General features: G+C 69.0%; 12 protein-coding genes. 6 read left to right on the plus strand and 6 right to left on the minus strand.

The features are described from left to right. Nucleotides 1–119: 119 nt before the first annotated feature. Nucleotides 120–1,136, plus strand: coding sequence for a LacI family DNA-binding transcriptional regulator (locus ACX80P_RS11465; RefSeq protein WP_459278227.1), 1,017 nt, complete (start codon nucleotides 120–122; stop codon nucleotides 1,134–1,136). Nucleotides 1,137–1,381: 245 nt separating this feature from the next. Beyond that, entirely contained in the window at nucleotides 1,382–2,383 is a 1,002-nt protein-coding gene (locus ACX80P_RS11470) for an NAD-dependent epimerase/dehydratase family protein (RefSeq protein ID WP_459278228.1), read from the plus strand. 100 nt (nucleotides 2,384–2,483) lie between these two features. Here the strand turns inward: ACX80P_RS11470 and ACX80P_RS11475 are convergent, their stop codons facing one another. The 3 genes from ACX80P_RS11475 to ACX80P_RS11485 all read right to left on the minus strand — a co-directional run bounded on the left by ACX80P_RS11475 (nucleotide 2,484) and on the right by ACX80P_RS11485 (nucleotide 4,842). After that, nucleotides 2,484–3,224, minus strand: a complete 741-nt coding sequence (locus tag ACX80P_RS11475; RefSeq protein WP_459278229.1) for a GAF and ANTAR domain-containing protein — start codon at nucleotides 3,222–3,224, stop codon at nucleotides 2,484–2,486. A gap of 179 nt (nucleotides 3,225–3,403) precedes the next feature. Continuing rightward, nucleotides 3,404–4,057 (minus strand): thioredoxin-like domain-containing protein, encoded by a 654-nt coding sequence (locus ACX80P_RS11480; RefSeq protein ID WP_459278230.1) that lies wholly within the window; start codon nucleotides 4,055–4,057, stop codon nucleotides 3,404–3,406. A 125-nt stretch (nucleotides 4,058–4,182) separates the two neighbouring features. Next, nucleotides 4,183–4,842, minus strand: a complete 660-nt coding sequence (locus ACX80P_RS11485; RefSeq protein WP_459278231.1) for a DUF305 domain-containing protein — start codon at nucleotides 4,840–4,842, stop codon at nucleotides 4,183–4,185. A gap of 141 nt (nucleotides 4,843–4,983) precedes the next feature. On the opposite strand from ACX80P_RS11485, the gene ACX80P_RS11490 reads away from it, so the two are divergent. The 3 genes from ACX80P_RS11490 to ACX80P_RS11500 are packed head-to-tail and all read left to right on the plus strand — an operon-like array spanning nucleotide 4,984 to nucleotide 7,826. After that, nucleotides 4,984–5,310: a metal-sensitive transcriptional regulator gene (locus ACX80P_RS11490; RefSeq protein ID WP_459278232.1), complete on the plus strand. Its 327-nt coding sequence runs from the start codon at nucleotides 4,984–4,986 to the stop codon at nucleotides 5,308–5,310. Between the two features lie 43 nt (nucleotides 5,311–5,353). Continuing rightward, nucleotides 5,354–5,578 (plus strand): heavy-metal-associated domain-containing protein, encoded by a 225-nt coding sequence (locus tag ACX80P_RS11495; RefSeq protein WP_459278233.1) that lies wholly within the window; start codon nucleotides 5,354–5,356, stop codon nucleotides 5,576–5,578. Nucleotide 5,579: 1 nt separating this feature from the next. Further along, complete coding sequence (locus ACX80P_RS11500; protein WP_459278234.1) at nucleotides 5,580–7,826, plus strand: heavy metal translocating P-type ATPase; 2,247 nt, start codon at nucleotides 5,580–5,582, stop codon at nucleotides 7,824–7,826. 42 nt (nucleotides 7,827–7,868) lie between these two features. Here ACX80P_RS11500 and ACX80P_RS11505 read toward each other — a convergent pair whose 3' ends face one another. Genes ACX80P_RS11505 through ACX80P_RS11515 form a run of 3 tightly spaced genes read right to left on the minus strand, consistent with a single transcriptional unit; the run spans nucleotide 7,869 to nucleotide 11,096 of the window. Beyond that, nucleotides 7,869–9,308 (minus strand): MFS transporter, encoded by a 1,440-nt coding sequence (locus ACX80P_RS11505; protein ID WP_459278235.1) that lies wholly within the window; start codon nucleotides 9,306–9,308, stop codon nucleotides 7,869–7,871. Between the two features lie 46 nt (nucleotides 9,309–9,354). Continuing rightward, a complete protein-coding gene (locus tag ACX80P_RS11510) occupies nucleotides 9,355–10,125 on the minus strand; it encodes a VldE C-terminal domain-containing protein (protein WP_459278236.1) in 771 nt (256 codons plus the stop codon). Then, nucleotides 10,122–11,096: an EamA family transporter gene (locus tag ACX80P_RS11515; protein ID WP_459278237.1), complete on the minus strand. Its 975-nt coding sequence runs from the start codon at nucleotides 11,094–11,096 to the stop codon at nucleotides 10,122–10,124. The genes ACX80P_RS11510 and ACX80P_RS11515 overlap by 4 nt, the downstream gene beginning before the upstream one ends. Before the next feature lie 88 nt (nucleotides 11,097–11,184). Here ACX80P_RS11515 and ACX80P_RS11520 point away from each other — a divergent pair, with 88 nt between their 5' ends. Beyond that, on the plus strand, nucleotides 11,185–11,730 hold the full coding sequence (locus ACX80P_RS11520; RefSeq protein ID WP_459278238.1) for a CGNR zinc finger domain-containing protein: 546 nt from the start codon (nucleotides 11,185–11,187) through the stop codon (nucleotides 11,728–11,730). The last annotated feature ends 135 nt before the right edge of the window (nucleotides 11,731–11,865 follow it).

Raw genomic sequence — 11,865 nt, forward strand, 5'->3', positions numbered from 1 at the left:
TTGAACACCTCTCGAAAGTTTCGACATTTTCGTCGAAGACATTTAGTGTGGTGTGAGCCTAACAGTGGCGGCCCGGTGCGCCGCAAGTGTTTCCCGCAACAAATGAAGATTGGATCCTCATGATCGACTCGAGTCGCAAGGTCAAACTCAACGAATTGGCCGATGAGGCCGGAGTCTCGCTGTCCACCGTCTCCAAGGTCCTCAACGGCCGGTCGGACGTGTCCGCGCAGACGCGGGCAAGAGTCGAAGAGCTCCTCAGCAAGCACGGGTACCAACGCCGCCCGGGCCTGCCCAACCGGGACACCTTGATCGAGCTCGTCTTCCCCGAACTCGAGACAGCCTGGGCCATGGAGATCATCCGCGGAGTCGAAAATGTCGCTCGTGCGAACGATCTGAGCGTCGTACTCACCGAGTCGGGTGACCGTCACTCCCCGTCTCCGGCCTGGATCACCGGGGTTCTCCGCCGGCGCCCGGTCGGGGTGGTGCTCGTCTTCGCCGATCTCGCGGCCGAAGCGAAAGCAACCCTCCAATCCCGCGCCATTCCGTTCGTGATCATCGACCCGGCCGGCGATCCGGCCTCGGATGTCCCCGCGATCGGGTCGGCGAACTGGTCCGGCGGCCTCGTCGCCACTCGTCATCTCATCGAACTGGGACACACACGGATTGCCGCGATCACCGGTCGCGACGACATGATGTGCTCCTTCGCCCGCGTCGACGGATACCGGTCCGCCATGAACACGGCCGGCATCGACATCGACGAACGCTTCGTGCGATTCGGCAACTTCCGGGTCGACGGTGGCCGCAGCATCGCTCTCGAACTCCTGACGCTGCCCGACCGCCCCACAGCGATCTTCGCGGGAAGCGACCTCCAGGCGCTCGGCGTCATCGAGGCTGCCCGAACCCTCGGGCTCCGAGTGCCCGTTGATCTGTCCATCGTGGGCTACGACGATCTGCAACTCGCTCAGTGGTCCAGTCCTGCGCTCACAACCGTGCATCAGCCGCTCACGGCGATGGGCGAGGAGGCGGCGCGGCTCGTGATCCGCATGAGTGAGAGCACCCTCAAGACCATCCCCCGGATGGACCTCGCAACGCGGCTCGTCGTCCGTGACAGCACCGCCGCGCCGGCTGCGGGCTGACGGGCCGAGGCGGAGATGACCGGCCCGGACCCGCCCGAGTCGAGCGAACCACGAAGCACCCGGCAGGACAATGATCCCCGGGATCGAGAATACGAATGATGCGATGTCCACGGAGGCTGACACAGGCAGTCGAGAAGTGGCGTCGTCGCGACCGCACCTCTGGCCATCCTCATTCCGCTCTTTCAGCGGCGTATCGTTAGCGAACTCACAACAGGCTGGGTCGAATGAACCACCAGGAGAAAACCATGCAGGGCTTGAAAGTACTTTTCATCGGCGGCAGCGGAATCATCAGCGCCTCCTGCACGAGACAGGCAGTCGAGGCAGGCATGGACGTCTATCTGCTCAACCGCGGGATCAACACCCTGCGCCAGGTACCCGAGGCTGTCACCACCTTGGTCGCGGATTCCCGGGACAGGCAGGCCGTCGCCGACGCCATAACTGGTCACAACTTCGACTGCGTGGTCAGCTGGGTCAACTTCACTCCCGAGCAGGTGAAGCAGGACATCGAGATATTTGCCGGACGCACCGGACAATACGTCTTCATCAGCTCGGCATCGGCTTATCAGACACCGCCGACACACCTGCCCGTACTGGAATCCACCCCGTTGAAGAATCCCTTCTGGGAGTACTCGCGCAACAAGATCGCCTGTGAGGACCTGCTCGTTGCGGCCTACCGCGAAGAGGGATTCCCCGTCACGATCGTCCGTCCCTCCCACACCTACGACGAGACGCTGATCCCGTTCGACGGAGGATGGACAGTGGTTGAACGCATGCGCGCCGGGCGGCCCGTCATCGTGCCCGGAGACGGAACATCGTTGTGGACGATCACCCACAGCCGCGATTTCGCACAGGGGTTCACGGGTCTGCTCGGAAACACCTCCGCCATCGGTGAAGCCGTGCACATCACCGGTCAGGAGACTCCGTCGTGGAATCAGATCTACACCCAGGTCGCGGCGGCTGCCGGCGTCCCGGACCCCTTCCTGGTCCATGTCGCCTCCGACTCCATCGCCGAAGCCGACCGTGAATGGGGCGCAGGCCTCCTGGGCGACAAATCGCACACGATGATCTTCGACAACACGAAGATCCGCTCCCTCGTCCCCGGATTCACCGCCAGCATCCCCTTCAGCCAGGGCGCTCGGGAAATGATCGCCTGGCATGACGCGGATCCGTCGCGCCGAACCGTGGACGCCCACATGGACGCCCTGATGGACCGGCTCGCCGAAGCGTACGCACCGCGTCCTCTCTGACACCCCGACGGAACGCGGCGCGTCACCCACGCAGGATGACTTCACGCAGCACGCCGGGGAGGACTCGGCGACCTGCGCAGGCGCGCCGACGTGCGGTGGGTCAGGGGACGAAGTACGTCTCGGGGACCTGCTGGCCGATCGAGGTGACCACGGCGGCGGCGACGTCCGCCAGCTTCATGTTCCGTCCGCTGGACGCGGCCTTGAGGATGGCGATGGCCGCCTCGTGGCTGCAGCGGTTCTGACCCATGATGATGCCCGCCGCCACGTCGATCGTGGTCCGCGAACTCATCGCGGCCCGCAGGTGCTCGCCCGTGTCGGTGAGATGGGCCACACGGACCGCCATGCGGAGGAACTTCGAGGCCTCCGTGGCGAGCTGCACCGCCTCGGTGACGGACGCGTCGTCGAAGGCGTGGGGCTGCGGCGAGTAGAGGTTCAGGCCGCCGGCCGCGAGGCCGTCGAGCGGTATCGGCACGCCGAGGGCGGAGCGCACCCCGTGATCCGCGATGGCCGCCGTGTAGTCACCGAAGCGCTTCTCGTCGAGGAAGTCGTCCACACGGTAGACCTGCCCGTCGCGGGCTGCCCGGATGCACGGACCGTCGTCGAACGCGTACTGGACCTCGTCCATCAGCTTCGCCTGTTCGCTGCTGCTGGCCACGGTCCCCGTGGAACGGCGCCGCAGGAGAGTGACACCGGCCATCACGTCCCTGCCCCGGGAGGAGAGCTCGTCCGCGATGATCCTGGCGAACCCGTCGAGGAACTCGTTGATGTCCGTGCTGTCCAGGACCATGTCCTGCAGCATCCCAGGCAGGGACCGTTCTCCGAGCATCTGGTCGTCGGTCACAACTGGTACCTTCCGCTCATCCGGGGCCGCCGGTTCGCTGCCCTGTCTGTCCACGGTACCGAAGTGTTCCCCGGAAGTGACAACGGATGTGGCTGGACGAGTGTGCAGCAGGAAGGCGGACGACGACGGCGCGGCAGGACCGCGGTGGGTCCTGCCGCGCCGTCGGCGGTGCGGAACGGCTAGGAGGCGAGGCCCGGAGGCGTGATCCCGCCGGAGCAGGCAGCACCGGGTTCGCGGGTCTGCTCGCCCTGGATGTACTTGGTGAGGAAGGTGGACAGCCGCGGATCGTCGGCGGAGTCGACCTTGAGCTGGACGCCCCACGCGCTCGCCGCGACGGGCGAGTCGAGGTCGGGGTAGGGGCTGAGCAGCACGTAGGAGCGTTTCCCTACGAGCTCTGTCAGCTTGTCGATCTCGGCCTGGCCGATATCCGGGTTGTAGGTGATCCAGACGGCGCCGTGCTCCATCGAGTGGACGGAGTTCTCGTTGGGGAGGGGCTCGGTGTAGACGCCGCAGTTGGTCCAGACGGGGTTGTGGTTCCCTCCGACGGGCGGCGACTGATCGTACGCCACGGGAGTGTCCACGTGGTCGAACGTCACATCGGGGTATTCCTGGACGCCCTCGATGGGCTGGGACGCCAGAGCGTCGCGCTCCCGGTTGTCCTGCACCTGGTTCACGATGACCAGGGTCACCGCGATGATGATCGCGAGGATGACGGCGCCGATCCCGCCGAAGATGAGGGCATTGCGCTTGCGTTCACCGGCCCGCTGCTGAGCTTGGATGGCGGCCAGGCGCGCTTGGCGGTCCTGGTTCTCCTGAGACCGTTTCTTGTTCAACGAGGTGTCCTTCGGTGCTGGGATGGCTGCGGCGGTCGCCGCGGTTCGGTGGGCGCCGGAACCAAATGTACCGGCGGGGGTCGCCCGTCCCTGAACCGCCCGGCGGGGCGGCGGGGCTTTCGGCCCTACAGTGCGTCGAGCATGGTCTGCATGAGGGTGATCTCGGCCTGCTGACCGGACTGGATCTTCGTGGCCAGCGTGCGGACCTGGTCCGTCTCCGCGAGGTCGGCGCCCGCCGCGGCCATGTCCACGCCGGCCTCGTGGTGCCGGATCATCAGCGTGAGGTAGAGGCGTTCGGCGTCCACGCCGCGGGCGGCGCGCAACTCGTCGAGTTGGGCGTCGGTCGCCATGCCGGGCATGAGCCCGTCGGATGTGAGCATGGAGCCGGCGTCGGCCGCCGGCCCCATGTCCATCCCGCCGTGATCGGCCGAGCCCGCCATCCACTCCATACGGGGCTGCGCATCGCTCTGCGGCAACCCCCACTCCTCCAGCCAGGCGTACATCTGGCCGGCCTGCTGCTGCTGGGTCAGCGCGATGTCGTAGGCGATGGCACGGAGCGTCTCGTCGTCCGCGCTGTCACGCACGATCATGGACATCTCCACGGCCTGGTTGTGGTGGACCTGCATGTCCCGGGCGAACCCCGCATCGGCACTGCCGGTGTCGGGGTAGGAGGGCCCGGCGGAGACACGGCCGGCGGTGAAGGCGAGGGCGAACAGTGCGACGACGGCGATCCCCGCGAGGATCACGAGGACTCGCTTCTGCCAGACCGGCAGTGAGAGGGTCATGGACGTCCTTGGGTCGGGGGGTGTGCCGATTAGCAAACGTACGGCATCCCGCTGGGCGTTCCCTCGATGCGGGGATACCAGGAGGACGTTGCCGGTTATACCCCCCAAGGGTATCGTGGGCCGTATGCGAGGAGCCAATTCATGACTGCAGGGACGGACGCGGAGAATACCGTGCAGCACGGCTACACGGCCGACAAGGACGCCTACCTCAAACGGCTGCGGCGCATCGAGGGCCAGGTCCGCGGCATCGCGCGGATGGTCGAGGAGGACAAGTACTGCATCGACGTCCTCACGCAGGTCGCGGCCGTGAACAAGGCGCTGCACGCCGTCTCGATGGGGCTGCTCGAGGAGCACATCGCCCACTGCGTCGTGGGAGCCGCCCAGGACTCCCGGATCTCCGGCAACGATGACGCCGTGCAGGAGAAGGTCCAGGAAGCCACCGCGGCGATCGGCCGCCTCCTGCGCTAGCACCACCCACCGATCCACCGATCCACCTACCGAGGAGAACACCATGAGCACCACAACCGTCAACATCACCGGCATGACCTGCGGCCACTGCGTCAGCGCGGTCAAGAGCGAACTGTCGGAGCTTCCCGGCGTCGAGACCGTCGACGTCCACCTCGTGAACGGCGGCACCTCCACCGCGACCATCTCCTCCTCCGCGCCACTGGATGCCGCCTCGATCGACGGCGCCGTCACCGAGGCGGGCTACACCGTGGTGCCCGCCGGTTCCTGAGATGGCCGCCCAGCAGGCCCCCGTACGGGGTATCGAGCAGGAACACCGCGTCGTCGAGCTCTCGATCCAGGGCATGACCTGTGCGTCGTGCGTCGGGCGCGTCGAGCGGAAACTCGGCAGGCTCGACGGCGTCGAGGCGAGCGTCAACCTGCCGCTGGAGAGCGCCGTGGTCCGGGTGCCGGCCACCGTCAGCGACCAGGACCTGATCGACACCGTCGTGGCCACCGGTTACGGCGCCCACGTGGTGCACCCCGACCACCCGGACGACGGCGGCGACCACGCGCCGTCGCTCCTCGGGGCCCGTCTGGTCCTCGCCGCGGTCCTGGCCGTGCCGGTGCTGCTGATCTCGATGGTGCCCGGCCTCCAGTTCCCGGACTGGGGCTGGGTGGTGTTCGGGCTGTCCCTGCCGGTCGTGACGTGGTCCGCGTGGCCGTTCCACCGCGCGGCGGCCGTCAACGCACGCCACCTGTCCTCGACCATGGACACGCTCGTCTCCATCGGGGTCACGGCAGCCTTCCTGTTCTCGGCCGGGCAACTGTTCGCCGACCCCGGGCTGACCCGGCACGCGGGCATGGCCGGCATGGACATGACGGAGCACTCGCTCTACTTCGAGGTGGCCGCCGTCGTCGTGACCTTCCTCCTGCTCGGCCGCTTCCTCGAGGCGTCCGCGAAGCAGCGCGCCGGTGACGCCCTGAAGTCCCTCCTGGGCCTCGGCGCCAAGGAGGCCCACGTGGTGCGCACCGTCGGCGGCGAGCGGATCGAGGTCACGCTGCCCGCCGGCGCGCTGATCCCCGGGGACGTGTTCGTCGTCCGCCCGGGCGAGAAGATCGCGACGGACGGCACGGTCACCGAGGGCCACAGCGCCGTGGACACCGCCCTCCTGACGGGCGAGAGCATCCCCGTCGAGGTGGGACCCGGCGACACCGTGACGGGCGCGACCATCAACACCTCCGGACGACTCGTGGTGCGCGCGACACGCGTCGGATCGGACACCGTGCTGTCCCAGATGGGGCGCCTCGTCAGCCAGGCGCAGAGCGGGAAGGCACGCATCGCCCGGCTCGCCGACCGCATCAGCGCGGTCTTCGTCCCCGTGGTCCTCGTGCTCTCGGTCCTCACGTTCGTGTTGTGGCTCGTCCTGGCCGGCGACCTCGACGCGGCCTTCACGGCGTCCGTGACCGTGCTGGTGATCGCCTGCCCGTGCGCCCTCGGCCTCGCGACGCCCACGGCGCTCCTCACCGGCACCGGCCGTGGCGCCCAGCTGGGCATCCTCATCCGCGGGCCCCAGGTCCTCGAGGACACCCGCACCGTGGACACCATCGTGCTGGACAAGACGGGCACCGTCACCACGGGCACCATGGCCGTGGACGACGTCGTCCCGCTCACCTCCGTTCCGGCACCCGACCTGCTGCGCCTCGCCGGAGCCGTGGAAGCCGCGAGCGAGCATCCCATCGCGCAGGCCATCGCGCACCACGCCGCCACCGCCGGCAGGCTGCCCGAGGCACAGGCCTTCTCGAGTGCGCCCGGGGGCGGCGTACGCGGCGAGGTGCACGACGTCGTCGTCACCGTAGGGCGGGCCGGGTGGCTCGAGCGCCACGGGATCCGGCCGACCGACGGGCAGGCCGCCGCGTTCGCTGCCGCGGAGGACGCCGGACGGACGGCCATCTGGGTGGCGGTCGGGGACGACGTCGCCGGCCTCATCACGCTCTCCGACACCGTCAAGGAGGGCTCGGCGGCTGCGATCGGACGGCTCCGCCGGCTGGGGCTGCGGCCGGTCCTGCTCACCGGCGACAACCGGGCGGTCGCCCTGCAGGTGGCCGCCGTCGTCGGGATCGACGCCGCCGACGTACACGCCGGAGTCACGCCGGAGGGCAAGGTCGACGCCATCCGGGAGCTGCAGGCCGGCGGGGCGACCGTCGCCATGGCGGGCGACGGCGTCAACGACGCCGCGGCACTCGCACAGGCGGATCTCGGTATCGCCATGGGATCGGGCACGGACGTCGCGATCGAGGCAGCGGACCTCACCGTGATGGGCAACAGTCTGGAGCAGGTCGCGCAAGCCATCGAACTGTCCCGCCGCACGCTCGGCACCATCAAGGGGAATCTGTTCTGGGCGTTCTTCTACAACGCCGTCGGCATCCCCGTCGCTGCCCTCGGACTGCTCAACCCGATGCTGGCGGGGGCGGCGATGGCGGCGAGCTCGGTGCTCGTCGTCGCGAACTCGCTGCGTCTGCGCAGCTTCGGGCGGTAGCCCCTCCCGACCGGGCGGCCCCGACGCAGCGGGACCGCCCGGTCACCGTGCCGCCGGGACCTCCGCGGCGGCATCGGCGTAGGACGCCGATACCCGACGGTAGACCGGCGTGAGGAAGGCCAGGACGGCGGCCGCGATGATGACGATCCCTGCCACCAGGAACACGAGGGCGATGCCGCGGGAGGTACCCTCGCCCAGGAGCGGGGCCAGCCGGGCCGCCCCCTCGACGGAGCGCGCGTACGGGATGATCCAGAACTGCGCGATCGGCGCGATGAGGAACGCGGTGATCGGCGCCGCCCCGGACTCGAACGCCATGGCGAAGCCGAACACGCGGCCCTGCCGCGGCAGGGGCACCACCCGCTGGATGACCGTCTGCTCGGCAGCCTCGACGAACGGCACCAGGACCAGGTAGAGCCAGATACCGAGGACGTACAGCCATCCCCATTCGCGGAGTGTGAACACCGCTCCGACGACCCCCATCACGATCACCGCGATGAGCATGGTGCGCAGGGGGTTGGCCCCCAGGCCGAACCTGCCGATCAGGGCGCCGCCCACGATGAACCCGGTGGCGCCGAAGGCGAAGAGGGTCCCCCACAGCTCCACGGTGAACAGTTCGAGCCCGTAGGGATCCATCAGCGCCATGTAGACGCCGCCCACGAAGTTGTTGAACGTGGAGAACAGGATCAGCGCGAACAACCCGGAGATCGCGAGGACCGCGGCGAGGGAGCCGCGCAGGTCGAACCCGCCCTGCGCATCCGTGGCCGCCGCTCTCACCTCCTCGGGCATGCGCAGCGTGAGCAGGTGCGCGAAGGCGAGCGCGGTCAGCACCAGGGCGACGACGATCGTCCAGCCCATGCCGATCAGCCCGATCGACAGCCCGGAGAGCACCGACGTGATGATGAACATCAGCCCCTGCACCATGCCCACCAGCCCGTTGGCGTTCGCCCTCCGGTCCGGGTCGATGAGGATGGTCACGGTCGTGGACAGCGCGATGTTGCGCATGTTCTCGACGACGGCACCGATCAGGATGATGAGGGTGAAGCCCCAGAACCACGGCTGTTGCAGGTCGGGGAGTGCGGCCACGGGCGTCACCAGGAAGACGACGCCGGCCAGCACGAACATGACCAGGGTGAAGGCGCCCGCGAAGCGCATGACGGAGAGCTTGCGGTAGCGGTCCACCACGGTGCCGAAGCTGATGCTGGACAGGGCGATGAGCAGCATGTACATGCCCCCGATCACGCCGGTGGCGATCACGTTGCGTGTCTCCAGGTACGCCCAGAACGTCAGGGCGAACCAGAGGTAGCTGGTGGTGATGTTCGCGAGCCCGGTGTTCACGAGGATGCCGCGGAAGGTGCGGTCCCGCTCCGCCGGACTGCGGAGGGAGGTGTCCCGCGACGCGCCGCCGGCCGCGTCAGCTGGAGGGACCGCGCCGCTCTGAGGAACCGCAGCGGCCCCGGGAGGGGCCGGATCCTGCCGGGTCATGCGCACCAGTGTAGTGGTGGCCGGCGGCCACCTGAAGGGCCGGGCCTCACGCGTCCGGCGGTGCGCCTCCGCGGTGGACGTCGACGTGCACGTGGTCCCGATGCCGCAGGATCTCGTCGGCCGGCTCGGGCGCGTCGTAGTCACCCCACTGCGTCCTGGTGCTGTGGTCGCTCCAGAACCGGTCGTCGAAGATGACGTACTGGATGTCCAGGTCCTCGGCATGGGCGACGAGCCAGTGGGCCACGAGCCAGCCCGCACGTCGGTTCTCGTCGGTCACGGGGCGGAAGAACACGTCGATGGCCCGGCCGTCGTAGTGCGTCGATTCCGCGCCGTGGCCCTGCCCCACCCCGCCGGGGGCGAACCCGCCCAGGCTCTGGTCGCCGAACACCCCTGTCAGGGCTTCCCGGACCCGTTCGGCGCGCGGTGTCAGGCCGCTCGCGGTGAGCGCCTGGACCGGGAGGTCGCCGGCAGCCGAGCCGCGGCAGGCCAGGACCGGGCCGGCGTCCTCGTCGGGCCCCTCCGCGAGCGGCCGCAGGACCGCCTCGTCGATCCCGGCGCCCTCCGGTGCCGGCATCCCGCGGGCCGCGAGCGCCACCGCCGTCGTCGCTTGCTTCGCCTCGTCCCGGGTGAGCCCCACCTCACCCTCCGACGTCGCCACCGTGCACTCCGCACCCCCGGGCACCGGGCCCCCGAGGGTCCGCAGGCCGCCCAGCAGGCCGGGGCCCACGAACGCGAGCGTGGCCGCGAGCACGCCGGCCAGGAGGAGACCGAGAAGGAGTCGGGGCGCCCTGCGGCGTCGCTCGGTGGACCTGTTCATGGGCGCGGGATCGGCTCCACGGGGCTGGGCTGGTCGAATGCAGCCTCGAGGTCGCCGTCGGGCACGGACCGCAGCTCGTCCACCCGGACACACACGACGCCGGCCACGATCAGGAGCCCGCCGAGCAACTGGACGGGACCGGGCAGCTCGCCGAGGATCAGCCAGGCTGCGAGCACCGCGAACATGACCTCGGTGAGGGCCACGAAACTCGCGACCTTCGAGCCGAGGCGCTGCGCGGCGAGGATGCCCGTCACGTAGGCGGCGACCGTCGCGACGAGGACGAGGACGGCCACCGGGACGATCCAGCTGTAGGTGCCTCCGGCCAGCCGGACGTCCTCGAACACGAAACGGAACGGCATGATGTTCGTCAGGCCGAGGACCAGGATGGTCCCCGCAGCCACCACCATGCCGCCGCCGGCCATGACGATCGGCGGCAGTGTCTCGTCCACCCGCGCGGACATCACGAAGAACACCACGAGGCAGACGGCGGCGGCGAGACCGAACAGCACGCCGACGGGGTCGAGCCGGGCATCGCCCGCGAGGTCGAGGACCAGCAGGAGGCCGAGGATCGCGGTCACCGACCCGACGATGGTCAGCGGGCGCGGCGCCGTCCGTGAGCGCAGCCAGAGGAACCCGACGAGCAGCACGGGGGCGAGGTACTCCAGCAGCAGCGACACCCCCACCGACATGCGCTGCACGGCGCTGAAGTAGAAGAGCTGGCAGAGCGCGATCGCCGTCATCCCGTAGATCGTGATGGTCAGCGCGTTGCCGCGCACGGTGGACCAGCGCCCCCGCAGGGCGATCAGCGCCGGGACGAGCAGCACGACGGCGGCTCCCCCGATGCGCAGCCCGACGGCGGCTCCCGGGCTCCAGCCGATCTCGAGCAGGGACTTCGCGAACGGGCCCGAGACGCCGAACGTCGCAGCGGAGACGAGCGCTATCCAGAGGCCGGCGGCGGGGCGCAGGGTCATGGCCTCTCCCTTCGGATCGATGCTTGGTGTCAGGGGTGACAAGTGGTTATGGTCGTGACACTAGATGAGCGCGATGTCAGGAGTCAACATGTCTTTCACCTATGACACGGAGGTGGCCCTCTCGACCGTCGCAGCGCTGATCAACACCGGGAAGGACGCTCCCGATCCCCTGGCGACACTCGAGGGTCTCGACCGGTTCCTCGCGGAGCAGCGCTTCAGCGGCTCGCGCACCCACACCGGGGCCGAACTGGAGTCCGTCCGCGCGCTGCGCGCCGAACTCGAGGTCATCTGGTTCGCGGAGGAGGACGACGCCGTCGAATGCGTCAACGCGATCCTCCGCCGGGCCAACGCGCTCCCGCAGCTGGTCCGCCACGACGAGTGGGACTGGCACCTCCACGCCACCGCACCCGAGGCGCCACTCGAGGAGCGGATGGCGACCGAGGCGGCCATGGCCCTCGCCGATGTCATCCGCGCGCATGCACTGGACCGGCTGCACTCCTGCGCGGCCGAGGACTGCGACGACGTGGTGCTCGATCTCACCCGCAACCGTTCGAAGCGCTTCTGCGACACGGGCAACTGCGCGAACCGGACGCACGTGAAGGCATACCGGGCCCGGAAGGCCCGGCCCGCCTGACCACCCTCGTGCCGATCGGTGCCGAGGCGGAGGTCTCGGTTCCATAACGTTCGCCCAGAGTCTTGTCGTGGGGACGAGCGGTGGATATGTTGTCTTCGCCTACATATTGTCGATGGCGAGATCGACCGGGCGCTA

This window comes from Arthrobacter arabinosi (assembly GCF_054511115.1).